This window comes from Actinoplanes sp. NPDC023936 (genome assembly GCF_040639325.1).
GTDB lineage: Bacteria > Actinomycetota > Actinomycetes > Mycobacteriales > Micromonosporaceae > Actinoplanes.
On record NZ_JBEZZR010000040.1, the window covers coordinates 14,410 to 38,638 of the forward strand.

The window sequence follows — 24,229 nt, forward strand, 5'->3', positions numbered from 1 at the left end:
TCGTCTCGCCCGGCTGGCGACTGGGGCTGCCAGGCGCCCGATTTCTGAACACTGAGCGCCAGCCGGCATCGACGACTCCACGATCCATCCACCCGCCGGGATCACCTCAGCGCGAGACGATCCACCAGCCGGGATCACCTCAGGGCGAGCACGCCGTCGATCAGGTCGCCGACCGCCGGGGTGGTGAGCGCGTAGTACACGTGCCTGCCCCGGCGGCTCCGGCGGACCAGCCCGGCGTCGGCCAGATGGCGCAGGTGGTGGGCGATCGCCGTGGGATGGGCCGGGACCACCTCGCCGATCGTGGCCGGGGTGGCCTCGCCCGCCCGCAGCACCACGAGGATGTGCAGCCGATGCTCGTAGGCCATCCCGCGCAGCACCGTGACGGCCCGGCTCAGGTCGTCCAGGTCGATCACCTGGCCGGCCCCGGGGACCTGGCCTGCCCCGGGGACTTGGCCGGCGCCGGGAACCGGCTCGTCCGGCGCGATCACGTGGACGGCACCGGGGTCCAGCGCGCTGACGACCAGCGGACGAGCCACCTCGCCGGCCACGACACGGCCAGAACGGCGGTGGCGGTCAGCGAGATGCTCGCGCCGGCCGCCACGTTCCATCGGGCGGAGGCGTAGAGCCCCGCCAAGCCGCTGAGAATCGCGAACACCACGGCCAGCCCGGTGATCACCGGCAGGCGGTCGGACCAGAGCCGGGCCGCGGCGGCCGGGGCGACGATCAGCGACAGCGCCAGGATCGTGCCGACCGCCGGGACCACCGCCACCACCACCAGCTGGATCGTCAGCAGCAGAAGCAGGTCCCAGCCCGTGGTGGAGAGCCCGGCCGCCCGCGCGCCGTGCGGATCGAAACCGACGAAGAGCAGCGGCCGGGCGCCGGCCAGCAGCACCACCGCGACCACGGCCAGCACCACAGCGGTGACCACCAGATCGGCGGCGCTCACCGTGAGGATCGAACCGACCAGGAACGACGACAGGTCCCGGCTGAACCCGCTCTGCGTCGCGACGAGAGCCGCGCCGAGGGCGAACCCGCCGGAGAGCAGCACACCGGTGGCGGCCGCCGCGTCCTGGCCGCGCCGGCGCGCCAGCACGGCCACCCCGATGGCGATCACCGCGCCGGTGGCGACGCCGCCGACCAGCAGGTTCACCCCGATGATCGAGGCGGCCACGACGCCGGGGAAGGTCGCGTGGGTCAGCGCCATCGTGAAGAACGACAGCCGCCGCATCACCACGTGCACGCCGATCATCCCGGCCAGCGCGCCGATCAGGATCACCTCGGCGACGGCGCGGTGCAGCACGTCATCCCACCAGTTCACGCCGGCTCCTTCCCGAACGCAGCCACCGCACCGGGATCAGGAGCAGGTAGAACAGCACCAGCAACAGCACCACCGCGGAGGCGGAGGTGAGCGAGACCCCGTACCGTAAGGAGGCGGTCCAGCTCAGCAGGAGCCCGGCGTAGCCGGCGGCGAGCACGAGCACCGCGCCGGCACCGGCCATCACCGCGAGCCGATCGCTGACCATCCGCGCGGCCGCCGCCGGCACGATCAGCAGGGCCACCACCAGGATCGTCCCGACCGCGCGGACAGCGGCCACCACCACGAGGGCGAGCAGCACGTTCAGCCACAGGTCGAGCCAGCCGACCCGGAAACCGGCAGCGGCCGCGCCCTCCGGATCGAACGAGCGGAACACCAGCGCGCGGGCGACGACGAGCAGCCCGGCGAGGATCACCACCGCGAGCACGGCGGTCTCGGCGAGCTGCCGAGTCGTCACGGTCAGCAGACGACCGAAGAGAAAAGACGTCAGATCCGATGTGTACGACGATCGGCGCGACACCAGCACCACACCCGCCGAGAACATCGCGGTGAGCAGGACCGCCGTCGCCGCGTCGTCGGAGAGCCGGGCCCGGTTCGTCAGGACCGTCAGCACCAGCGCGGTGATCACACCGGCGACCAGCGCGCCGACGAAGATCCCCTCGATGCCGGCCGCCGCGAATCCGATCACGACACCGGGGAAGACCGTGTGGGTGAGCGCGTCCGAGACGAACGACAGCCGGCGCACGAACACGAAGACGCTGATCGGGCCGCAGATCAGCGCCAGCAGGGCGATCTCGGCGAGGGCACGGCCCATGAAGGGTACGGTGAACGGATCGATCACGGTTCCACCAGGACCATCCGGCCGTCGGCCAGATCGATCGCGCCACTGCCGTACGTCCGGCGCAGTGACTCGGCCGTGAGCGTCTCCCCTGGCGTGCCCACCGCCTGCTGCCGGCCGTTGACCAGGCAGACCAGGTCGGCGAGATCGCGGGCCACCCCGAGGTCGTGGGTGCTGAGCACCAGCGCGGCGCCGGCGGCCGACAGCTCCCGCAGGACCGTCACGATGGCCTCCTGGCTCACCGCGTCCACCCCGTTGAACGGTTCGTCGAGCAGCAACAGCGCCGGTTGCGCGACGATCGCCCGGGCGAGCAGCACCCGCTGGCGCTGCCCGCCGGAGAGCAGGCCGAAGCGGTGCCGGGCCCGGTCGGCGAGCCCGACCCGGTCCAGGGCCTCCGCGACGGCGGCGCGGTCGGCGGAACGGACCGGCCGCCACCAGCCGAGCCGGCGGTAGCGGCCCATCATCACGACCTGGCGGACGCTGACCGGGAAGTCCGCGTCGAGGGCGCCGCTCTGCGGCACGTATCCGGTGTCCGTCCGGGCCGGAACGCGCGCCGTCCCGCCGAGCACCTCGGCGAGCCCGAGCATCGACTTGATCAGGGTGGATTTGCCGGCGCCGTTCGGGCCGACGAGCGCGAGTCGCTGGCCGGCGCGCAGCTCGAGGTCGACGCCGGTGAGCACCGGCCGGCCCTGATAGCCGATGCTCACGCCGGAGTACCGCAGTTCCAGTCCGGGCCGGTCCATGATCAGCTTGCCAGCGCCTCGACGAGGATCTGGGTGTTGTGCCGCTCGGCGCCGAGGTACGTGCCCTCGGGCGATCCGGGCGCGCCGAGGCTGTCGCCGAACAGGGCGTCCTCACCCGCGACGACCTTGACGCCGGCCTGCTTGGCGATCGCCTCGGCGGTCTTCGGCGGCAGCGAGCTCTCCGCGAAGATCGCCTTGGTCCCGGTGCTCTTGATCTTCGCGACCAGGTCGTTGAGCTGCTTCGCGGACAGTTCGGCGGACGTGTCCAGGCTGGGGATCACCGAGCCGACGAACTCCAGGTCGTACCGCTGGATGTAGTAGCCGAAGGCGTCATGGTTGGTGACCAGCTTCCGGTCGGCCGCCGGGATCTTGGACCACGCCGCGGCGTTGTCGCTGTCCAGCTTGTCGAGCTGGGCGGTGTAGGTGGTCAGGTTCGCGGCGAACGCGGACGCCTTGGCGGGCTCGGCGGCGGCCAGGCCCTTCTCGATGTTGGCGACCATGATCTTGGCGTTGCGCGGGTCGTGCCAGATGTGCGGGTCGTGCTCCTCTTCCCCGGCGTGCGCCTCCTCCTCGGCGTGCGCCTCGTCCGCGTGCGCCTCGCCCTCTTCCGCGTGCTCGTGGCCGCCCTCGCGCAGCGTCACACCGGTGCTGGAATCGACGACCGTTCCATCAAAACCGGCGGACTCGATCGTACGGTCGAGCCACTCCTCCAGGCCAACACCGCTCTTGACCACCAGCTTCGCGGACGCGATGGCCTGCAGGTCAGCGGGCGTGGGCTCATAGTCGTGGGGGTCCACGTTGGGCTTGATGATCTGGGTGACGTCGACCTCCGCGCCCCCGATGTTGCGCACGAAGTCCGCGACCTCCGGGGTGGTCGCGACCACCGCGAGCTTCGGCCCGGTGGCCGCGTCGCTCGAGGCGTCCGCGGCGCCCGTGGCGTCACCGGCGGACGAGCCGCACCCCGCGATCACGGTGGTGGCCGCGGCAAGGCCCGCGATCCAGAACATGCGCTTCATGAATCTCACTCCTGTCACTGAGGAGTGAAACGGTAATCATTCCCAGAATCTATCGTCTAATCGCAAATTGACGATGTGTCGCCAGTCGGAGCGGCCCTCCCCGGAGCGCGTGGAGTTCCGGTGCGCTCCGAGCCTCAACTCCACACGCGGGGACCGACACCCTGGAGCGCGTGGAGTTCGGGTCCGCTCCGAGCCTCAACTCCACACGCGACGCCGGCCGGCCAGGAGCGTGTGGAATTCGGGTTCGCCACGCACCCCAAGTCCACAGGCGACGCCGGCCGGCCCGGAGCGTGTGGAATTCGGGTTCGCCACGCACCCCAAGTCCACACGCGACGCCAGCCCCCCGGAGCGTGTGGAATTCGGGTGGGCCGCTGTCACGAGCCGTAGCTCACGCAGGAATCAAGCCGCGATAAGGCGTTTCCGCTACGGCTGGCGGGGCTCGGCCGTAGCTGGGACATGTGATCAAGCACGAATGACCGCTACCAGCTACGGCTCGCGGAGCCCGGCCGTAGCTGGGACATGTGATCAAGCACGAATGACCGCTACCGGCTACGGCTCGTGACGCGCCAAGCCGCGCGATGCGATGCGGCGCGCTGTCATGTGACGTCGTGCGGGCTCGGCGGCCGGCTGGCGGTGGATCGTGGAGCCGCGGGGGCGGGCTGGCGCTGAGTGTTGTCGCGACGGGCCGGTAGGAGCACTGGGAGCCAGCCGGGCGAGGCGAGCTGGCTGCCAGTGCTGCCGACGGGGTGCTTCGACAGCACTCACGACCAGCTGGACCAGCTGGACCAGCTGGACCAGCTCGACCAGCTGGACCAGCTGGCTGCCAGCGCTGGGGCGCCCACCCCCGGCGGGACGGTCTCCACCTCGACCACCGACGTGTCCCGGCGGCCGCGCTGCGGCCGTGACCCGGCACGTGATCGCGCGGGCTCTCGGGGACGGGTCGACTGCGGCTGGGGCGTTTCACCGCGTACCCGGCAAAGGGTTTCGTGGATGAACCGGGACTTAAGGCTTCGTGGCTTACCCGACACACAGGTTTGAAAACTTGATTCATTCCAGAAAAGCTCGCTAAGGTCTTCGCCATGACGGCCGACCTTGAGGAACAGCTCCGGGCGGTCTCGTTGCGCGTGACCCGGCCCCGGCTTGCGGTGCTCACCGCGCTGCGGGACCACCCACACGTCGACACCGACACGGTGATCGCACTCGTACGGGCGGATCTTCCCACCGTCTCCCACCAGGCGGTTTACGATGTGCTACGTGCGCTCACCGAGGCCGGACTGGTACGCCGGATCCAGCCCACCGGTGCGAACGCCCGCTACGAAGTGCGAGTAGGCGACAACCACCACCACGTGGTGTGCCGCTCCTGCGGAGCGATCGCCGACGTCGACTGTGCGGTCGGCCACGCCCCCTGTCTCACCGCGTCGAACGATCACGGGTTCGTGGTCGACGAGGCGGAGGTCGTCTACTGGGGCGTCTGCCCCGACTGTTCGAGCAGAAAATCGGAAGGAAACCCATGAGCGACGCCCAGGACAGCGGAACCGGCAAGTGCCCGGTGGCGCATGACTCCGTGACCGCACACGGCAGCGAGAGCGAGAACCCGGCGATCGACTCGCCGACCCCGAAGACCGGCGGTCGTCCGCGCACCAACCGTGACTGGTGGCCGAACCAGCTCGACCTGTCGGTGCTGCACGCCCACTCGCCGAAGGGCAACCCGCTCGGCGAGGACTTCGAGTACGCAAAGGAGTTCGCCAAGCTCGACGTCGAGGCCCTCAAGCGCGACCTCGTCGAGCTCATGACCACCTCGCAGGACTGGTGGCCGGCCGACTTCGGCCACTACGGCGGTCTGATGATCCGGATGAGCTGGCACGCGGCGGGCACCTACCGCATCCAGGACGGCCGCGGTGGCGCCGGCGACGGCGGGCAGCGGTTCGCCCCGCTGAACAGCTGGCCGGACAACGCGAACCTGGACAAGGCGCGCCGCCTGCTCTGGCCGATCAAGGCCAAGTACGGCCAGAAGATCTCCTGGGCCGACCTGCTGGTTCTCGCCGGCAACGTCGCCATGGAGTCGATGGGCTTCGAGACCTTCGGCTTCGGCTTCGGCCGCGTCGACGTCTGGGAGCCGGAGGAGATCTTCTGGGGTCCCGAGGACACCTGGCTCGGCGACGAGCGCTACGCCTCGGAGAAGACGATGGCCGAGGGCGTCGGCGCCACCGAGATGGGCCTCATCTACGTGAACCCGGAGGGCCCGCGCGGCAACGCGGACCCGCTCGCGGCGGCGCACTTCATCCGGGAGACCTTCGCCCGGATGGCGATGAACGACGAGGAGACCGTCGCGCTGATCGCCGGTGGTCACACGTTCGGCAAGACGCACGGCGCGGCCCCGGCCGACGGCCACGTCGGCGCGGAGCCCGAGGGCGCCCCGATCGAGGCGCAGGGCCTTGGCTGGCTGAGCACCCACGCCAGCGGCAAGGGCAAGGACGCCATCACCAGTGGCCTCGAGGTCACCTGGACCGACAAGCCCACCCAGTGGAGCAACCGGTTCTTCGAGATCCTCTTCGGCTACGAGTGGGAGCTGACCACCAGCCCGGCCGGCGCGAAGCAGTGGGTCGCCAAGACCACTGACGAGATCATCCCGGACGCCTTCGACCCGTCGAAGAAGCACCGCCCGACGATGCTGACCACCGACCTGTCGCTGCGGGTCGACCCGGCCTACGAGAAGATCTCGCGCCGCTTCCTGGAGAACCCCGAGGAGTTCCGCCTCGCGTTCGCCAAGGCGTGGTACAAGCTGCTGCACCGTGACATGGGCCCGGTCACCCGCTTCCTCGGCCCGTGGGTGCCGGAGGCCCAGCTGTGGCAGGACCCGGTCCCGGCCGTCGAGGGCCCGCTGGTCAGCGACGCCGACGTGGCCGCGCTCAAGGCGAAGGTCCTCGACTCGGGCCTGAGCGTCGCGCAGCTGATCCAGGCCGCGTGGGCCTCGGCCGCCACGTACCGCTCCACCGACAAGCGCGGTGGCGCGAACGGCGCCCGGATCCGCCTCGAGCCGCAGCGCAACTGGGAGGTCAACCAGCACGCGATCGCCGTCGTCGACGCCCTCGGGAAGATCCAGCAGGAGTTCAACGCCGCCGGTGGCGCGCAGATCTCCCTGGCCGACCTGATCGTCCTGGCCGGCAACGCGGCCGTGGAGAAGGCGGCCAAGGACGCCGGCGTCCCGGTGACCGTGCCGTTCCACCCGGGCCGCACCGACGCCTCCCAGGAGCAGACCGACGTCGAGTCGTTCAAGGTCCTGGAGCCGCGCGCCGACGGGTTCCGCAACTACCTGCGCCCGGGCGAGAAGACCCAGCCGGAGATCCTGCTGGTCGACCGCGCCTACATGCTGAACCTGACCGCGCCGGAGATGACCGTCCTGGTCGGCGGCCTGCGCGCGCTCGGCAACAACTTCGGTGGCACCAAGCACGGCGTGCTCACCGACAAGCCGGGCGTGCTCAGCAACGACTTCTTCGTCAACCTGCTGTCCCCGGGCACCAAGTGGAAGGCGTCGGAGACCGAGCACGTCTACGACATCCAGGACCTGGCGACCGGCGAGACCAAGTGGACCGCCACCGTGGTCGACCTGATCTTCGGCTCGAACTCGCAGCTGCGGGCGCTGGCCGAGGTCTACGCGAGCGCTGACGCCAAGGAGAAGTTCGTCAACGACTTCGTGACGGCGTGGACGAAGGTCATGGAGCTGGACCGGCACGACCTGGTCTGATGTTTGAAGCGAACCCCGGCAGATGGTTGCGGATCTGCCGGGGTTCGGCCTTTCCCGGGTACGGGTCACGCCACCCACCAACCGCAGACGACCCGTCCCCGAGAGACGGCGCGATCACGTGCCGGGTCACGGCCGCAGCGCGGCCGCCGGGACACGTCAGTGGTCACCGTGGAGACCGTCCCGCATCGACCGGCCCGCCGCGGCGCCGCCCGTCGGGCGCGGAGGGCCACCGCACCGGGAACCGGCTGGTCCGGCCGGCGCTCAGTGCTGCTGAAACACCCGGTCGACAACACTGACAACCAGCTCGCCCCGCCCGGCTGGCTCTCAGTGCTCTTACCGGCCCGTCGCGACAACACTCAGCACCAGCCGACCCATGCCGCTCCACGATCCCCAGCCAGCCCGCCGACTGCCGAGCCGCACGACGTCACGTGCCGTGCCGTGCCGCGACGTGCCGTGCCGCGACGTGCCGTGCCGCGACGTGCCGTGCCGTGCCGTGCCGTGCTGCGAGCCGTAGCTGGTAGCGGTTATCCGCGCTTGATCACATGCCTCAGCTACGGCCGAGCTCCGCCAGCCGTAGCCAGTAGCGGTTATCCGCGCTTGATCACATGCCTCAGCTACGGCCGAGCTCCGCCAGCCGTAGCGGATACGCCTTGTCCGGCCCGATTCCCGGCGTGGGCTACGGCTCGCAGGACGCCAGACAGGCTCCGGTGACGATCACCTACGGGCGCGGACTGTCCACCACGCCGGAAACCCGCTCCAGAATCTCGCCCAGCACCTCGGGACTCGTCGCGAAGTTGATGCGCACGAACGCACCGGTGTCCGGGCTGAAGTCGGCGCCCCGGCCCAGCCGCACCTTCGCCTTCTCCTCCAGCACCGCCGCCGGGTCCGGCCCCAGGCCCGGGAAGCGGAGCCACGCCAAGTATGTCCCCTCCGGCTCGCGATAGCCGGTATCCCCCGGCAAGGTGGCAGCCCACCGTGTGACCTGGTCACGGTTCAGGGTCAACGTGTGCATCAACCCGTCCAGCCAGTCGTCCGCCTCGCGCCAGGCGGCCACCGTCGCGACCCGTCCCAGCGTGCTCGGCTGTCCGAAATAGTCCAGCGGGAAGCGGTCCAGCGCCTCCCGCACCGACGACGGCCCGATGTGGGCGACCGCGCAGCGCAGGCCGGCGATGTTGAACGCCTTCGTCGCGGACGTCGCGGTGATCGTGCGGGCGGCGGCGTCCGCACTCAGCGACGCGAACGGGATGTGCCGGTGACCCGCGTAGACGAGGTCGGCGTGGATCTCGTCGGACAGGACCGTCACGTCATGCTCCCGCGCGGCCGAAGCAAAAGCGGCAAGCTCCGCACCGGAAAACACCCGGCCCGTCGGATTATGGGGATTCACCAGCAGGAACAGCCGGCAACCCGCCAGGTCGGCCGGTGAGGTGACGGGCACGATGCGGCGGCCGGCGCGGAGGATGCTGGCCAGAAACGGCGGATAGTTCGGCAACTGCACGCCGATACCGTCACCCGGCGCTGTCACCACCTCGATGATCACCTGCAGGATCTGGATCAGGTCGGTGAAAACCCTGGTCCGATCCGGTGACGGGTCCCAGTCGTAGCGCGTGCGCATCCGGTCGGTGAAGGCGGCCACCACCGGGTCGCCGCCCGGCCAGTGCGGGTAGCCGTGGTCGGTGACCTCGTGCACCCGCTGCCGGATGATCGGCGCGACCGGGAAGTCCATGTCGGCCACCCAGGCGCCGAGGGTGCCGGGTTCCAGGGCGCCCCACTTGACCCCGTACCCGGATCGCAGTCGTCCGATGTCGACGCGGGCGTCGAACGCGGTCACGGCCGGGCCTGCGCAAGGATCGCGTCCCGCATGATCTCCATCTGCCCGTGGTGCTGGGCGAGTTCCTCGTAGACGTGGAGCAGCGCGGCGCCACGGTTCAGTTCCCGGGCCGGACCTTGGAAGGACCCCGGTGGTTGCGCTCGCAGCGACGCCTGCGGCTCGGCGGCGCGCACGTCCGCAGCGAGACGTTCCCGTACGGCCACCACCTCAGCGAGCAGCGGCGCGACCGGGCCGGAAGCGGTGAACTCGGCGTCGCGGTCGCGGACCACCGGACGGCCGGCGACGAGGACACCGGCCCAGTAGTCGACCACGCCCACACAGTGGGTGAGCAGCGCGTACGGCGTGTTCGCACCGGGCAGCGCGGGCCGGGAGTTGGCGAGTTCGTCACCGAGCCCGGCGACGATGCCGGCCATCCCGTCGAGCGCCCGCCCGGCGAAGTACAGATAGTCGTCAGTGGATATCACGGCACGCCTCCTCATCGCGTCACCGCCTTAGCCGGTGACGCGATGACCTTGCTGGATGGCGGCGTCACCTGTCAAGGTGGTGACGTGGAGTTCGTATTCGTCAGCGGCAACCCGGCGCTCGACCTGCTCGGCACGCTCAAATGGCGGCGGACCACGCCCGAGGAGGGGCTGGCCGAGCCGGCCGACGCGGCGCGGTGGGCGGTCGAGGCGGGGCTGCTCAGCGCGGCGCCGGCGGCCGGGCGGGACGAGTTGGACCAGCTCCGTGAGCTGCGGGAAGTCACCTATCGCCTGGTCCACGCGTCGCTCTCCGGGACGGAGTGGGACGGTGCCGACCTGCGTACCCTCAATGCGGCCGCCGCCGGATCCCCCGCCTCGCTCACCCTCGGCTCGCGGGGCGCGCAGCGCACCGGCGGCCTCGGCGCCGCCACCGCCGAGGTCGCCCGCGCCGCCGTCGTGCTGCTCGGCGACATGTCCGGCGAGACGCCGCCGCGCGTGCGTGAATGCGAGCGGCAGGCGTGCACCCGGCTGTTCATCGACCGGTCGCGGGGCGGCACCCGGTCCTGGTGCGGCATGGCCGAGTGCGGCAACCGGGTCAAGGCCCGCGAATACCGCGCCCGCAAAGCCGCCACCAGCCTCTGACGACCGCCGACCAGCTCACATCTTCCCGGCCGCGGCCTTGATCGCCGCGCGGATGCGGGGATAGGTGCCGCACCGGCACACGTTGCGGATGGTGTCCAGGTCGGCCTCGGTGATCTCGCGGTTCTCCGCGGCGACCCGGCGGACCAGGGCGACCGCCGCCATGATCTGGCCGGGCTGGCAGTATCCGCACTGGACCACGTCCTGGTCGAGCCACGCCTGCTGCATCGGGTGCAGCTCGGCGCCGGCCGTCGCGGCGAGGCCCTCGATGGTGACGACCTCGTCGTCCGGCCCCAGCGCGGAGACCGGGATCGCACACGGCGTCACGGCCTCGCCGTTGAGGTGGCTGGTGCACGCCCGGCAGACGGCGATGCCGCAGCCGTACTTCGGCCCGGTGACGCCGAGGATGTCGCGCAGCACCCAGAGCAGGCGCACGTCGTCGGGGACGTCCACGGTGACCGCCGTGCCGTTGACCCGGAAGGTGTGCTCAGGCACCGGTGCCTCCATCAGACGGAACGAGCGGGGACGCCGGGATCGGCGGGGTCGTGGGCTTCGGCGTGAACGACAGCGTCCCGTGGTTGATCGGGAAGGACGTGGGCATCGTCCCGGTCGCCCGGCCGTAGGCGCACGCGACAGCCGCCACCGACGCGGCGACGCCGAGCTCGCCCGCGCCGCCGGGCTCGTCCGACGTCGGCGGCATGACGATGACCCGCAGGTCGGGCGGGGTGTTCCACTGCCGGGTGTAGAAGTAGTTGTCCCAGCTCGCCTCCAGGAAGTAGCCGTCGCGCAGGTGCAGGCTGGAGGTCAGGGCGAGCGCGATGCCGTCCATCACACAGCCCATCATCTGCGCCTCGAGGCCGCGCGGGTTGACCGCGAGCCCGACGTCCACGGCGAAGACCACCTTGGTGACCCGCGGGCCGCCGACACCGTCGCGGATCGGCCGGTTCACCGTGGCGGGCCGGCAGTCGATCTCCACGAGGCAGGCGCTGACCCCCTTGTACTCGGAGTGGAACGCGATGCCCTGCGCGGTGCCGGCCGGCATGGCCCGGCCCCACTCCCCCGCGTCGGCGGCGGCGCGCAGCACGGCCCGGGCGCGTTCGTCGCGCAGGAAGTCCCGGCGCATCTCGAACGGGTCCCTGCCCAAGCGAGAAGCCAGCTGGTCGATCATCAGTTCCCGCGCGCACGTGGTGTCCGGTGAGTACACGTTGCGCATGCTGCCGGTGTTGAACCCCTTCCCGGTCTCGGCGAGCAGCCGGGTGTGCACCCCGAACCGGTACGGCGACGTGTGGCTGAACTGGAAGAACGTCTGCGCGAACGCGGCGTCGCCGATCGGCAGCGACGCGGCCATCGCGGTGAGCAGCTCACCCAGCCCGTGCCCGAGATCGGTGGTGACGCTGGTGTGCCGTTGCTCGAAGCCGAGCACCAATCCGCCGGCGTACGCGATCCGCACCCGAGAGGTCGCCATCGGGTGAGTGCGGCCCTGCCGGGAGTCGTCGGCGCGATGCCACATCAGCTTGACCGGCTTGCCGATCTTCTCCGAGACCTCGGCGGCTTCCAGGGCGGCGTCGAAGAACAGCTTGCGGCCGAACGAGCCGCCACCCTCGGTGACGTGCACGGTGACTCTGCCGGGTGGCAGACCGAGGCGGGCCGCGATCGTCTGCTGGGCGACGATCGGCGACTTCAGCGCGGACCAGATCTCGGCCCGGCCTCCGCGTACGTCGGCGATCGCGCAGTTCGTCTCCAGCGCGCTGTTGCTGCGGAAATGGAAGGTGAACCGGCCCTCCACGACCGGGGTGAGCGGCCGCGGACCGAGCGGCAGCTCCGCGGCGGCCAGCTCCTTGAGCACGCTCTGGTCGGACTTGCCCTCCACGGTTCCGGCCTTCCACGTGACCCGCAGGGCGCGCACCGCGTCGATGCACTGGCCGAACGTGTCGGCGCGGACCGCCACCCCGGTGGAGATCGTCACCACGTCGGTGACGCCGGGCATGGCGAGAACCTCGGCGAGGTTGCCGACCGGGCCGGGTTTGCCGTTGATGGTGGGCGGCCGGCACACCATCGTGGGTTTCGCGCCGGGAACGTCGAGGTCCATCGCGAACTTCTTGCGCCCGGTCACCGCGTCGCGGGCGTCGATCCGGTTCTGTGGCCGGCCGATGACGGTGAAGCTCTCCCGCGGGGCGAGCTCCACCGGCACGGACAGGGTTCGCGGGCTGGCCGCCCTGCTCGCCAGCGCGCCGATGTCGACGCGCCGGCCTTTCTCATCGGTGATCACACCAGCGTCGAGGCGCAGACCGGCCTCCGGCGAGTTCAACAAGGACGCCGCGGCCCGGAGCAGCCGCTGCCGGGCGACCGCCGCCGCCACCCGGATCGGTGTGTACGTCGCGATGGTGGTGTTCGACGCCCCGGTGAGCTGGTTGAAGAGCAGCTCGGGCCGGGCGTCGGCGAGGGTGACCCGGACCCGGTGCACGGGCACGGACAACTCCTCGGCGATCAGCATGGCCGTCGAGGTGGTGATGCCCTGCCCCACCTCGGCCCGGGGCAGGGCGAACGACACGGTGCCGTCCGGGTTGACCTCGACCGAGATGAGTCCCGATGTCGGCAGTGCCGCTGCCGTCATGATGTCGTTCAGGTCCAGGATCTCGGTGATGTCCGCGTCGGCCCGGGTGGGCGCCGCGGTCACCAGGACCGGGCCGGCGAGAACGAACCCGAGAAAGCTGCGGCGTTTCATTCGGGCCGGTTGATCGTCGGGATCTCGATTTTGGTTTCCTTGCCTTTCGTGAGGAAGAAGAGGATGTACTGGCGGACCGCCTCGTCGATCACCCAGGCCGCCTCCGGGACGAGCGGCAGCGGGACCAGCCCTTCGCGGAACCGCACCAGCAGCGGCCACAGCTTCGCGATCAGCGGACCCCAGACCGGCTCGCGTTTGATGCCGTCCCAGTCCGACACCTGATCGCCGACCAGGTACCGGGCCAGCGCGTTGACCAGCGGGCGGCTGATGCTGCCCGGACTGGTCTGCTCGGCGAGCTGGCCGAGCAGGATGTCGGTGAGCTCGACACCCTCGCGGGTCGGGCCCATGTTCGGCGGCAGCACCTGGTCGGACTGGGCGTTCGCGGCGGCCCAGGTGGCCGGGATGTACTCGTCGCGCACGCCGAGCAGGTGCGCTGTCACCTGCCAGACGTGCAGGTAGGCCTGCGCGTCGGCGGCCGAGATCGGCACGTCCCACTCGCGCAGCTTGCGCATCGCGTACGTCGGCAGGGTGTGCCAGGTGACCAGGATGTCCTCCTGGCTGATGATCGGGCCCCACTTCCAGTGCGGTGACTGCGGCAGCAGGTGCCGCACGGCGGCGTGGACCAGGCGGGTCTTGACCGCGTTGACGACGCAGTCGCCGTCCGGCCGGTACGCGTTCAGCGCTCCCACCGAGAAGCCCAGGAGGCTGGTCTTGGCGACCCGGTCCTCCATGTCGGCGCCACCCTTGGAGTAGTAGACCGACCAGGCCTCCTTCGGGATGGCGGTGCTCAGCATGCCGCCGCCGACGCCGTTGAGCAGGTTCAGGTAGAGGCCGCGGGACTTGTTGAACTGCGCGGCCCGCTCCAGCTTCGCGGTGTCCGCCCAGGACGGCAGCCGGCGCGCCTGCTCGATGAAGTCGGTCAGATATCCGGGCAGGCCGGCCGGGAGTGGCTGGTCGTTACGGGTCCAGTTCCACAGCAACCGGTTGACCTCGGGCACCGCGCCGCTGTCCAGCAGCTCGGCGGAGACCGGGTCGGCCTCGGCGTCGAAGATGGTGCGCGGATCGGCGCCGGAGCCGCTGCCGGCGATCGAGCCGGTGGGCGACCAGGTCCACGGGGAGACGTCGCGGGACCAGGCGGGGGTGGCGATCCCGAGTGCTCCGAAGGCGCCGAGTGCCCCGCCGGACATCAAAAGCTTGCGCCTACTTAGTTCCGACATGTCGCGGAAAATCCTCTCAGGTCGGACGGTTGGTGAGGGGGATCTCGATGCTGATCGGTTTCGCCTCGGAGAGGAACAGCAGCGCCGCCTTGCGCAGGAACTCGTCGAACAGCCAATAGGCCTTCGGCGCGAGCGGGAACGGCAACAACCCTTCCCGTACGGCGACGAAGGGTCCCCAGGCGGTCCGCAGCAGCGGGTCCCAGACCAGCTCGCGCGGGATCTTGAGCCAGCCAGCGATCTCGTCGCCGAGCATGAAGCGGGTGAACGAGCCGAGGATCCCCTTGGTCAGCAGCCCGCCGTCGATGTCCTTGCCGAGGTTGAGCAGGATGTCGGCGAGCTTGATGCCCTCGGGGGTCGGCCGCAGGACCGGGTCGAGGACCTGGGTGGCCTGCGAGTTTGCCTCCGCCCACGAGTTCGGGATGTACTCGTCACGGACGCCGAGCAGGTACGCCCCGACCTGCCAGGAGTGCAGGAACGCACTCGACTCGGCCTCCGGGATCGGCACCTTCCAGTCGGTCAGCTTGCGCATCACCGTGGTGGGCAGGCTGTGCCAAGTGACCATGATGTCCCGCTGGCTGATCGGGATGTCCTCCTCGGCCACCTGCGTCCAGTACGGGGACTGCGGCAACAGGTGGCGGACGGCCGCGTGGACCAGGCGGGTCTTGACGGCTGTCACGATCATCTCGCCGTCCGGGCGGTAGGCGTTGACGGCGCCGATGTCGTACCCCAGTTTGGCGGTCTTGGAAATGCGGTCCTTCATGTCCGCGCCGCCCTGGGAGTAGTAGACGGCCAGGGCCTCCTTCGGGATGACGGTGCTCATCATGCCGCTGGCGAGTCCGTAGAGGACGCCGAGGTAGAGCCCGCGTTTCTCGTTGAAGTCGACGGCGAGGTCGAGTTTCGCCTGGTCCGCCCAGGGCGGGAGCTGACGGGCGCGTTCCATGAACGCGTGCAGGTCGGCCGGGAGTCCGGCGGGGAGCGGCTGGCCGTTCTTCTTCCAGGTGCGCAACAGCGCGTTGACCATCGGCACGTCGCCGCGGTCGATCAGCGAGGCGACGAGCGGGTCGGCCTCGGCGTCCCAGACCCATCGCGGATCGGCGCCCACACCGGAGCCGACCACCGATCCCTGCGCCGACCACGTCCACGCCTTTGCCGGTGTGGCGACGCTCAGCGCGCCGAGCGCACCCAGGGCTCCGCTCGCCCTCAACATGTTTCGCCTGCTCAGAGGTTCCACTAGCCCTCCTGATACGGTGAGACACCAAGTGCCTTGATGTATCAGCATGAGACCATGGCGTGACGGCTATCACAAGGTTCGATGTGAAGTTTGTCGATTGCTGATACGCTGATACAACTTCGCTTCTGATGTATCTCGCTTCGCTTCTGCTGTGTCTCGGGGGCCGCTCATGGAACCACCGCTGCCGGCGCTAGGCGCCGTCCCCGGTTCGGACTCGCTGCTCGGCCGGGCCATCGCCGAGGTCTTCGCCGGTGGCGAGCTGACCGACGACCTCCCCGCCGACTTCCGCGAGGACGAGGTCACCACCCGGCTGCTGGACACCGCGTACCAGCACTTCTGCCGGATCGGCATCCGGCGCTCCACGATGGAGGAGGTGGCCCGCCGGGCCGGCGTCTCCCGGGTCACCGCCTACCGCCGGTTCGCCACCAAGGACGCCCTGGTCAAACACGTGATCCGGCGCGAGTTCCGGCGGTACTTCGCGCAGTTCCTGATCGAGGTGCAGCAGGGCGCGACCGCCGCCGACCGGGTGGTGATCGGCTTCGTCAGCTCGCTGCGGGCGATCCGCGACAACCCGCTGATCGGCGGCTTGATGATCACCGAGCCGGACGTGCTGATCCCGTCGATCGTCGGCGACGGCGGGCTGATGCTCGGCACCGTGCAGCGCTTCGTCGCCGGCCAGCTCCGGCAGGAGCAGCACGTCGGCACGATCTCCGCGAGCGTCGACGTCGAGCTGGTCGCCGAGCTGATGACCCGGCTGTGCTGCTCGTTCCTGGTCACGCCGAGCTTCGTGGTCGACCTCGACGACGCCGAGCAGCTGGGCACGGTGGCCCGGCGCTTCCTGACCCCGATGCTGAGCGGTTAGCCCTTGACGAGTGGGTCCTAGGCGGCTGCTCCGCCCCACATGGCGAGCTCGCCGCGGGCCAGGCAGACGATCAGGAATCCGTCCGGACCGGTGACCGCCCACGACTCGGCGTCGGCGTCCGCGTCCACCAGCAGCTCCGCCCCGCTGGCGAACGCGATCCGCAGCTCGCCGGACTCGCCGGCCCGGGCCTGGCGCACGACGTCACCGAGCAGCGTGCCGATCGCGTCCGACGGATCGTCCGGCCCCACCTCGGCCCGGCCGCCCGGACCGGCCAGATGCGCGGCGGACTCGATGATCACGTGCCGGTCACCGGAGAAGCCCAGGACGATGGCGTGGCCGAGCCGGATGAACTCCAGCTCTTGCCCGGTCAGCAGGTGCAGCGGCGACATGGACGGGACGCTAGTTCCCCGTGCCATAAGGAAACCTTAAGAGAAGGTTCTTTCCTGCGAGACGCCGCCGCCGATGGCAGGATCTAGGACATGAAAGCGGCGGTCTACTACGAAAACGGCGGTCCCGAGGTCCTGCGCTACGAGGACGTCCCCGACCCCGAGGTCAAGCCCGGCGAGGCTCTGCTGCGCATCCAGGCGGTCGGCGTGCAGGGCGGTGACACGCTGCATCGGCAGGTGACACCGTTCCCGTCCGCCCCGCACATCGTCGGCTACCAGGCCGCCGGCACGATCGCCGCGGTCGGAGCCGGTGTCACCTCGGTCCGCGAGGGACAGCGCGCGGTCGCGTTCATGGCGTCCGGCTCGCACGCCGAGCTGGCCGCCGTCCCGGAGCACAACCTCTACGCCGTACCCGATGACATGGATCCGCGGATCGCCGCCGGCATCCCGGTGGAGTTCGGCACCGCCGACGACTGCCTCTTCGAGTTCGGTGGCCTCAAGGCCGGCGAGACCGTGCTGATCCAGGCCGCCGCCGGCGGGGTCGGCGTGGCCGCCGTGCAGCTCGCCAAGAAGGCCGGCGCGACGGTCCTCGGCACCGCCTCCAGCGACGAGAAACTCGCCCGCCTCGCCGAGTTCGGCCTGGACCACGCGATCAACTACAAGAACGAGGACGTCGTCAGCCGGGTCCGCGAGCTCACCGACGGCCGCGGCGTCGACCTGGTCCTCGACCCGGTCGGCGGCAGCACCCTGGAGGGCAGCATCAACGCCCTCGCCTACCGGGGCCGGATCAGCTGGGTCGGTCAGGCCGGCCGGGAGCGGACACCACCGCAGATCGGGCCGCTGATGTTCAAGAACGCCAGTCTGCGTGGCGTCTACTTCGGCGGTGAGATGGGATTCAACCCGGCCCGGACCCGTACCCTGATCGAGGGTTTGATCGGCCGGGTCGCGAGCGGCGAGCTCACCATGGTCATCGATCGCGAGTTCCCGCTCGCCGAGGCGGCCGACGCGCATCGTTACATCGAGTCGCGGGCCGCCTTCGGCCGGGTGCTGCTCATCCCGTGATCACGCCTGCGGGGACGCCAGCTGGACGATCGTGATGTCGGAGGGCGCGCCGACCCGCACCGGCGGCCCCCACGCGCCGGCGCCCCGGCTCACGTAGAGCTGGGTGTCGCCGTACCGTTCCAGCCCCGCGTTCGTCGGGTTGGCCAGCTCGGCGATGTAGTTGCCGGGCCACATCTGCCCGCCGTGGGTGTGCCCGGACAGCTGCAGGTCGACACCGTGCTCGACGGCCTCGTGGATGTTCACCGGCTGGTGCGCCAGCAGCACCACCGCACGTGATCGATCGCGGTCGTCGAGCGCGGCCGTGAAGTCCGGCACGCCCTGCACGTCGTCGACACCGGCCAGGTCCAGGCCGGCGAGCGGGACGCGGGCGTTGCGCAGCGGCTGCATGCCCAGCTCGCGCACCTTCTCCACCCACGGCTCGACGCCCGAGATGTACTCGTGGTTGCCGGTCACGAAGTAGGTGCCGAGCCGTGAGCGCAGCCCGCGCAACGGCTCGACGGAATCGGCCAGGTCCTCCACGTCGCCGTCGATCAGGTCGCCCACCACCGCGATCAGGTCCGGCTGCGTCGAGTTGATCGTGTCGACGACCCCCTGGCAGAACCGGCGCCCGAGCACCGGGCCGAGGTGCACGTCGCTGACCACGGCGATCCGCATGCCGTGTGCGCTGCGCGGCAGCTTCGCCAGCGGCACGGTGATCCGCTTGATCGAGGGCCCGTTCAGCACGCTGTAGGTGCCGGCGCCCACGGTTCCGGCGGCGACCACGGCGGCTGCGCCGCCGACGACCCGGGAGACGAACACCCTTCGAGAGACCAATTCGGGTACGGGTGACGCGTCTTCGCTCTTGGTGGTCTCTTCGTTGTCGGTGGCGTTGGCACTTTCGGTGGCGTTGGCGCTTTCGGTGGCGTTTTCGGTGACTCCGACCAGTGCCGGGGTCTTCGCCGGGGTTCTCGTCAGCCATCGGCTCAGCAGCGGCCGCACCACCTCCCCCGCCAGTACTGCGAGGAAGAGGTAGAGGAACAGCGCGAGCCAGAGGTATCCCGGCCACGCCACGATCCCCGCGGCCGTGTGCGGCAGTCCCGCCTGCTCCCCGGCCAGCGCCCCGACGGCCAGGACCGGGCCGGCGATGAAGAGCGCGGTGCCGGCCCTGCGCCACCGGGTGCGCGGCATGGTGGTGTCACGGATGAGCCGGCGCCAGAGGTACCAGTGTGCGGCGCCCAGGATCGCCAGCACCACGGCGAGGACGAGAACGAATACCAGGATCACCGGACGAGGTTAGGGCCCCGCACGGCCCCGGCCGAAACCGCTCTCAGGCCGGGCTCAGTCTTCCGCGCGGCCCGGGGTCCAGCCCGAGACGTCACGCAGGCGTCCGCGCCACAGCCTGCCCGGTCCGCGGTCGGTCTGGCCCGGCCGGGTGATGTGGGCGTTGCGCAGGTGGATGTACTTCGTCGGCGCGGAGAGCGCCTGGAACTCCCGATAGGAGATCTCCTTGCCGATGTCCCGGCTCTTCACCGCGGCGTGCGCCAGGTCGGACTGCTCCTTCACGTACTCCGCCATGCCGACGTAGTAGGCGTCCTCGTGGTCGTTGAGCTCACTGAGCTCGGCGAACCACTGCCACTCCGGAATCAGGTCGCCGTCGACGACGAGACCACCCACGGTCAGCGTGAACGGCGTGCCCGGGTCCACGTGCTCGACGAGCTGATCCGTGAGCGAGACATAGTTGGCGAGCACCCCGTCCGGCTCTGCCCAGTCGGAGCGCGCGGTGCGGTTGTCGAGCATCGGATCGGGCATATCCCCAATTTAGGTCAGCCGAGCCCCAGCCGGACACGGTTTGTCTTCGAGCGCGCTCAAAGATCTACCGTCGGCCCCATGAACGCGAACGAACAGCTGGCGCAAGCCCTGCGGCTCGCCGTGGACCCGCCCGGCGGCGTGTCGGTGCACGCGCTGCGTGACCTGGTCGCCGACGACGACTCCCGGCAGTGGGACATCGCCACGGCAGCCCGGCACGTCGGGGCCAGCCCGCACACGCTGCGCTACTACGAGCGCATCGGCCTGGTCACCGTGCCCCGGAATCCGGCCGGACACCGCGTGTACGACACCCCGGCGATCCGGCGGCTGGTGTTCCTGACCCGGATGCGGACCTCGGGGATGCCGATCAGCGACCTGCGGCAGTACATCGACCTCGTGGATCGCGGCGACGTCACCATCCCGGACCGCCTCGATCTGCTGCTGGAGCACCGCGACACCCTGCGTGCCCAGATCGCGCAGCTGCAATTGGCCCTCGCGGCCACCGAATACAAGATCGCCACGTACGGAGGAGCGACCCAGCCATGACCAGCACCCAGCACGATGCCGGCAGCACCGCCCCGCGCGAGGTCACGGGCACCGCCCAGCACGATGCCGGCAGCACCGCCCAGCACGATGCCGGCAGCACCGCCTCGCGCGAGGTCACGGGCACCGCCCAGCACGATGCCGGCGGCACCGCCCCGCGCGAGGTCACGGGCACCGCCCAGCACGATGTCACGAGCGCCGCGAGCCTGGACCGCCGCCGGCACGGACTGGACGTCCTCGCCCGCATCGACGGCGACGCCGGTACGTCGGTGATCGACGCGCTGGCCGGCATCTCGCCGGCCCTGGGCCACCACGTGGCAGCGTTCGCGTTCGGCGACATCTACGACCGGCCGGGCCTCGACCCGCGGTCCCGGCAGTTGGTGACGATCGGCGTGCTCACCGCCCTCGGCGGCTGCGAGCCCCAGCTCAGGGTGCATGTGGGCGCCGCGCTCAACGTCGGGCTGACCCCGGAGGAGATCGTCGAGGCGATCCTGCACGCCGCCGTCTACGCCGGCTTCCCGCGTGCGTTGAACGCGACGTTCGCCGCGAAGGAGGTCTTCGAGGCCCGCGGAGTGCCGATGCCGCCGGGCGGCGATCATGCGTGAGGCTCATATGAGGTATGAGAGATTTCTGTTGGACGGTTCCTATGGGGTTGAGAACAATTGATTCATGGCGCAGCTTTCGTTGTTTCCCGTGAGGCATTTGCGGGTTCCTGCTGCGCGTCGCAATTATTCGCCGGAGGGTGAGCGATTCCGGCGCGAGCACGAGCGGCATCGCGCGTGGGGCCTCACTCAGCGGCATGCCCGGCGCCTGCGTCAGCTGCGTGATCAGGCGGGTGATCCCACGGCTCCCACCACGCCGGCCACCACCGGGCCGCCTGCGCCATCCCCACCATCGCCGGCTGCCGCACCGCCTCCAGCTGCCGCACCACCAGCGAGCCCATCGCCCCCAGCTGCGGCATCGCCGGCGACCCCACCGCCGCCAACTGCGGCATCGCCGGCGACGGCACCGCCAACTGCGGCCTCGCCCGCGACGGCACCGCCACCGGCTGCCGCACCACCCAGGACGGCACCGCTGCGCCAGAGGGCACGGGCCGGATCACGCCAATTCGCGGCATGTAATCTCTTCGACCGAAACCAATTCGGGCATCGTCGATGTAACCGTTCTCAAAGCGGCCGTGGCCCTCCGTGTACCGCCAGAAGAAACGAAATCCGACCTCTGCGACACAATGCCGCTTAGCTTAACTTGATCTTGGATTAGGTCGGGGCGGATATCGCAGCCGGTCTGTGATGGGCGGCCAGCGCACGTGTTGGCGTTGTGTGCGTTTTCCCCCTGCGGGAAGGCGGTCGGCGCGGGCGAGCGGGTATCGCGTGTGCTCGGCGCCCGTCGCCCCGGCGTGGATGGGGCCAGCTCTCCGCGGACGCGCCCAAGGCTGTCGCCGGTCAGACCATCACACGGTCGCCGAGGGGATGGCGGCGGTGCGGGCCCAGTCGTGGCCGATGTCGGCGGCGGTGCGCAGGAGCCTGGGGAGGTGATCGTCGAGCAGGGTGTCCACCGAGGTCTCCGCCGCGTGGACCGTGACGTTCAGAGCGGCGATCACCTGGCCGTCACCGTTGCGGACTCCGGTGGCGACCGAGCGGATGCCCGGGGCCAGGTCCTGGTCGGCCAGGGCCCAGCCTTTTGCGCGGACCTCGCGCAGCGCGGACTCCAGTTCGGCGGCGGACGGGTGCCAGCGTGGGGTGATGCCGGAGCGGGACTGTTCGGCCAGGACGCCGGGGACGGCTGACGGGGGCAGGGCCGCCAGCAGGACCTTGCCGAGGGAGGTGGCGGCCGCCGGGAAGCGGGTGCCGATGCTCACGGCCAGCGTCACGATCTTGGGGACGGCCACTCGCGCCACGTAGACGATGTCGCTGCCGTCGAGCTGGGCCATCGACGTGGACTCGTTGGTCTGTGCGACAAGCTTCTCCATGTGCGGCCGCGCCACGTCCCACATGCTCAGCGAGTCGACGTAGGCCATCCCCAGGTCGAGCACCCGGGGCGTGAGCGCGTATCCGCGGCCGGCGCCACGAACGTACCCGAGGGTTTCCAGGGTGATCAGGATGCGCCGGACCGTGGGCCGGGCCAGCCCGGTGAGCCCGGCGATCTCGCTGAGCGTCATCGACGGCGTGCCGGGCCGGAAGGTGCGCAGGACGTCGAGGCCGCGCGCGAGCGCCTCGATGAAGTCGGGACCCGCGCCCCTGCCGGCGTCGTTCATACGCTCAGCGTTCATCCGGTCAGTGCTTCCATCCGGTCAGTGCTTCCATCCGGTCAGTGCTTCCATCCGGTCAATGCTTCCATTCAGCCGCTCCGGCGTCGTAGTCGGTGTACTGGTACGGGTTGTCCAAGAGCTCGGCCTGCGGCAGGTCCGGGTTCTGCCCGCGCTGCCACGCGTCCTCGCCGAGAGCCTCGCGCAGGTGGCCGACGGTCGCCTCGACCTTCGCCCGGGCGGTCCGCAGGCCGGCGCCGACGAGCCGTCCGTCGCGCTTGACCACGGCGCCGCCGACCACGACCGTGTGCACGTCGCCGCGCTGGGCCTGGAAGACGACGTGGCCGTAGGGGTGGAGGATCGGGAACATCGCGGGTGACGCGTCGTTCTTGATCAGCACGACGTCGGCTTTGCGGCCGGGGGTGAGGGCGCCGATCTCGGCGTCCAGGCCGAGGGCTTTCGCGCCGCCGCGGGTGGCCCAGTCGACGACCTGCTCGGCGCGCAGGTGGTGGTGGGTGACGGTCGCCTGCTTGGCGTGCGCTTCCAGGTGCTCGCGGGAGCGGTCGGCGCTGAGCGTGGTGCGCATCGCGGAGAACAGGTCGCCGCTCCACCAGACGCTGGTGTCCATCGACAGCGACACCGGCACGCCGTGCCGGCGCAGGGCCCAGGTGGGCGGATATCCCTGGCCGGCGCTCTGCTCACTCTCGGTGGAGACCGAGACCGAGCCGCCGGTGGCGGCGATCCGATGGTACGAGTCACCGCTCAGCGTCGCCGCGTGGACGTAGACGGTTCCCGGTGTCATGAACCCGTTCTCGTACATCAGCCGGATGCCCTCGTCGTTCGTCGCGCCCCACACGCCGGCGTGGGTGGTGACGGCGACGCCGAGGTCCCGGGCCACCTCGAAGGCCGCCTTCTCGGGGAACGCCGGGTCGCCGGTGACGTCGAACGCGAGCTGGAAGCCGGCCAGCTTCCCGCCGTCGATCCGGCGCCGGTGGAAGTCGCGGAAGCCGTCCGAGGTGGCCCACTCCCACGGTCCCTGCTGGAGGTTGCCGTACGCGAGGACGAACCGGCCGGGGACCGCCTCCAGGGCGTCGACGGCGGCGTCGGCGTGCTGCGGGGTCTGCAGGCCGTGCGACCAGTCGACGGTGGTGGTGACGCCCGCGTCGATCGCCTCGATGGCGCCGAGCAGGTTACCGGCGTAGATGTCCTCGGGCCGGAAGTGCTTGCCGGACTCCAGGTAGTACCAGACGAAGTACTGGGTCAGCGTCCAGTCGGTGCCGTACCCCCGCATGGCGGTCTGCCACAGGTGCCGGTGCGTGTCGATCATGCCGGGCATCACGATGCCGCCGGACGCGTCGATCACCTCGGCGTCGTCCGGGACGCTCAGGCCGGGCCCGACCGCGGCGATCCGACCGTCCGCCACGAGCACGTCGGCCCCGGGCAGGACGGTGTGTGAGTCGTCCATGGTGAGCACCAGGCCGCCGCGGAACACCAGAGGTCTCTCGCTCATCCGCACCCCTTTCGGACTGCTGTCCGCTGAGCGGTCAGCGCTGTGACGACAGCGTGTTCCAGGTCACTTTCGATGTCA

24 protein-coding genes are annotated in these 24,229 nt (G+C 70.4%); 7 read left to right on the forward strand and 17 right to left on the reverse strand.

The window, feature by feature from the left end; all coding sequences use genetic code 11:
* Positions 1-134 precede the first annotated feature (134 nt).
* Genes AB0F72_RS34695 through AB0F72_RS34715 form a run of 5 tightly spaced genes read right to left on the reverse strand, consistent with a single transcriptional unit; the run spans position 135 to position 3,912 of the window.
* Positions 135-488 (reverse strand): metalloregulator ArsR/SmtB family transcription factor, encoded by a 354-nt coding sequence (locus tag AB0F72_RS34695; protein WP_360440667.1) that lies wholly within the window; start codon positions 486-488, stop codon positions 135-137.
* The gene (locus AB0F72_RS34700) at positions 485-1,318 is read right to left on the reverse strand and encodes a metal ABC transporter permease (protein ID WP_360440671.1); all 834 of its coding nucleotides are present in this window, start codon (positions 1,316-1,318) and stop codon (positions 485-487) included. Before AB0F72_RS34700 ends, AB0F72_RS34695 begins: the two co-directional genes overlap by 4 nt.
* Entirely contained in the window at positions 1,302-2,156 is an 855-nt protein-coding gene (locus tag AB0F72_RS34705; protein ID WP_360440674.1) for a metal ABC transporter permease, read from the reverse strand. Before AB0F72_RS34705 ends, AB0F72_RS34700 begins: the two co-directional genes overlap by 17 nt.
* A complete protein-coding gene (locus tag AB0F72_RS34710; protein WP_360440677.1) occupies positions 2,153-2,896 on the reverse strand; it encodes a metal ABC transporter ATP-binding protein in 744 nt (247 codons plus the stop codon). Before AB0F72_RS34710 ends, AB0F72_RS34705 begins: the two co-directional genes overlap by 4 nt.
* 2 nt (positions 2,897-2,898) lie before the next feature.
* Entirely contained in the window at positions 2,899-3,912 is a 1,014-nt protein-coding gene (locus AB0F72_RS34715) for a metal ABC transporter substrate-binding protein (protein WP_360440680.1), read from the reverse strand.
* A gap of 1,079 nt (positions 3,913-4,991) precedes the next feature.
* Here AB0F72_RS34715 and AB0F72_RS34720 point away from each other — a divergent pair.
* Entirely contained in the window at positions 4,992-5,426 is a 435-nt protein-coding gene (locus AB0F72_RS34720) for a Fur family transcriptional regulator (protein WP_360440683.1), read from the forward strand.
* Entirely contained in the window at positions 5,423-7,657 is a 2,235-nt protein-coding gene (katG, locus tag AB0F72_RS34725; protein WP_360440686.1) for a catalase/peroxidase HPI, read from the forward strand. The genes AB0F72_RS34720 and katG overlap by 4 nt, the downstream gene beginning before the upstream one ends.
* 718 nt (positions 7,658-8,375) lie before the next feature.
* On the opposite strand, the gene AB0F72_RS34730 is transcribed toward katG, so the two are convergent.
* Together AB0F72_RS34730 and AB0F72_RS34735 are read right to left on the reverse strand one after the other, a co-directional pair.
* Positions 8,376-9,485, reverse strand: coding sequence for an aminotransferase class I/II-fold pyridoxal phosphate-dependent enzyme (locus AB0F72_RS34730; RefSeq protein ID WP_360440689.1), 1,110 nt, complete (start codon positions 9,483-9,485; stop codon positions 8,376-8,378).
* On the reverse strand, positions 9,482-9,949 hold the full coding sequence (locus AB0F72_RS34735) for a DinB family protein (RefSeq protein ID WP_360440692.1): 468 nt from the start codon (positions 9,947-9,949) through the stop codon (positions 9,482-9,484). The genes AB0F72_RS34730 and AB0F72_RS34735 overlap by 4 nt, the downstream gene beginning before the upstream one ends.
* 84 nt (positions 9,950-10,033) lie before the next feature.
* Here AB0F72_RS34735 and AB0F72_RS34740 point away from each other — a divergent pair, with 84 nt between their 5' ends.
* On the forward strand, positions 10,034-10,588 hold the full coding sequence (locus AB0F72_RS34740; protein ID WP_360440695.1) for an ABATE domain-containing protein: 555 nt from the start codon (positions 10,034-10,036) through the stop codon (positions 10,586-10,588).
* 15 nt (positions 10,589-10,603) lie between these two features.
* Here AB0F72_RS34740 and AB0F72_RS34745 read toward each other — a convergent pair whose 3' ends face one another.
* From AB0F72_RS34745 to AB0F72_RS34760, 4 genes are read right to left on the reverse strand one after another with little or no spacing between them, the layout of a single operon-like run.
* The gene (locus AB0F72_RS34745; protein ID WP_360440698.1) at positions 10,604-11,080 is read right to left on the reverse strand and encodes a (2Fe-2S)-binding protein; all 477 of its coding nucleotides are present in this window, start codon (positions 11,078-11,080) and stop codon (positions 10,604-10,606) included.
* Complete coding sequence (locus AB0F72_RS34750; RefSeq protein ID WP_360440701.1) at positions 11,073-13,310, reverse strand: molybdopterin cofactor-binding domain-containing protein; 2,238 nt, start codon at positions 13,308-13,310, stop codon at positions 11,073-11,075. Before AB0F72_RS34750 ends, AB0F72_RS34745 begins: the two co-directional genes overlap by 8 nt.
* Entirely contained in the window at positions 13,307-14,527 is a 1,221-nt protein-coding gene (locus AB0F72_RS34755; protein WP_360440704.1) for an oxygenase MpaB family protein, read from the reverse strand. The genes AB0F72_RS34750 and AB0F72_RS34755 overlap by 4 nt, the downstream gene beginning before the upstream one ends.
* 16 nt (positions 14,528-14,543) lie before the next feature.
* On the reverse strand, positions 14,544-15,734 hold the full coding sequence (locus AB0F72_RS34760; RefSeq protein ID WP_360440707.1) for an oxygenase MpaB family protein: 1,191 nt from the start codon (positions 15,732-15,734) through the stop codon (positions 14,544-14,546).
* A gap of 193 nt (positions 15,735-15,927) precedes the next feature.
* Here AB0F72_RS34760 and AB0F72_RS34765 point away from each other — a divergent pair, with 193 nt between their 5' ends.
* Positions 15,928-16,620 (forward strand): TetR/AcrR family transcriptional regulator, encoded by a 693-nt coding sequence (locus AB0F72_RS34765; protein WP_360440710.1) that lies wholly within the window; start codon positions 15,928-15,930, stop codon positions 16,618-16,620.
* Between the two features lie 17 nt (positions 16,621-16,637).
* On the opposite strand, the gene AB0F72_RS34770 is transcribed toward AB0F72_RS34765, so the two are convergent.
* Entirely contained in the window at positions 16,638-17,009 is a 372-nt protein-coding gene (locus tag AB0F72_RS34770) for a DUF6188 family protein (RefSeq protein ID WP_360440713.1), read from the reverse strand.
* Positions 17,010-17,099: 90 nt separating this feature from the next.
* Here AB0F72_RS34770 and AB0F72_RS34775 point away from each other — a divergent pair, with 90 nt between their 5' ends.
* Entirely contained in the window at positions 17,100-18,068 is a 969-nt protein-coding gene (locus AB0F72_RS34775) for an NADPH:quinone oxidoreductase family protein (protein WP_360440716.1), read from the forward strand.
* Here the strand turns inward: AB0F72_RS34775 and AB0F72_RS34780 are convergent, their stop codons facing one another.
* Together AB0F72_RS34780 and AB0F72_RS34785 are read right to left on the reverse strand one after the other, a co-directional pair.
* Positions 18,069-19,331 carry a metallophosphoesterase gene (locus tag AB0F72_RS34780; RefSeq protein WP_360440719.1) on the reverse strand — a complete coding sequence of 421 codons (1,263 nt, stop codon included), beginning with the start codon at positions 19,329-19,331 and terminating at the stop codon, positions 18,069-18,071. It abuts the gene before it with no gap.
* A gap of 54 nt (positions 19,332-19,385) precedes the next feature.
* On the reverse strand, positions 19,386-19,856 hold the full coding sequence (locus tag AB0F72_RS34785; RefSeq protein WP_360440722.1) for a hypothetical protein: 471 nt from the start codon (positions 19,854-19,856) through the stop codon (positions 19,386-19,388).
* Positions 19,857-19,934: 78 nt separating this feature from the next.
* Here AB0F72_RS34785 and AB0F72_RS34790 point away from each other — a divergent pair, with 78 nt between their 5' ends.
* Both AB0F72_RS34790 and AB0F72_RS34795 read left to right on the forward strand, forming a co-directional pair.
* Positions 19,935-20,399 carry a MerR family transcriptional regulator gene (locus tag AB0F72_RS34790; protein ID WP_360440725.1) on the forward strand — a complete coding sequence of 155 codons (465 nt, stop codon included), beginning with the start codon at positions 19,935-19,937 and terminating at the stop codon, positions 20,397-20,399.
* Positions 20,396-21,001, forward strand: a complete 606-nt coding sequence (locus AB0F72_RS34795) for a carboxymuconolactone decarboxylase family protein (protein WP_360440728.1) — start codon at positions 20,396-20,398, stop codon at positions 20,999-21,001. The genes AB0F72_RS34790 and AB0F72_RS34795 overlap by 4 nt, the downstream gene beginning before the upstream one ends.
* 182 nt (positions 21,002-21,183) lie before the next feature.
* Here AB0F72_RS34795 and AB0F72_RS34800 read toward each other — a convergent pair whose 3' ends face one another.
* The 3 genes from AB0F72_RS34800 to AB0F72_RS34810 all read right to left on the reverse strand — a co-directional run bounded on the left by AB0F72_RS34800 (position 21,184) and on the right by AB0F72_RS34810 (position 24,151).
* Positions 21,184-21,486 carry a hypothetical protein gene (locus tag AB0F72_RS34800; RefSeq protein WP_360440731.1) on the reverse strand — a complete coding sequence of 101 codons (303 nt, stop codon included), beginning with the start codon at positions 21,484-21,486 and terminating at the stop codon, positions 21,184-21,186.
* Positions 21,487-21,846: 360 nt separating this feature from the next.
* The gene (locus AB0F72_RS34805) at positions 21,847-22,665 is read right to left on the reverse strand and encodes an IclR family transcriptional regulator C-terminal domain-containing protein (protein WP_360440734.1); all 819 of its coding nucleotides are present in this window, start codon (positions 22,663-22,665) and stop codon (positions 21,847-21,849) included.
* A 55-nt stretch (positions 22,666-22,720) separates the two neighbouring features.
* Positions 22,721-24,151 carry an amidohydrolase family protein gene (locus tag AB0F72_RS34810; protein ID WP_360440737.1) on the reverse strand — a complete coding sequence of 477 codons (1,431 nt, stop codon included), beginning with the start codon at positions 24,149-24,151 and terminating at the stop codon, positions 22,721-22,723.
* Between the last annotated feature and the right edge of the window lie 78 nt (positions 24,152-24,229).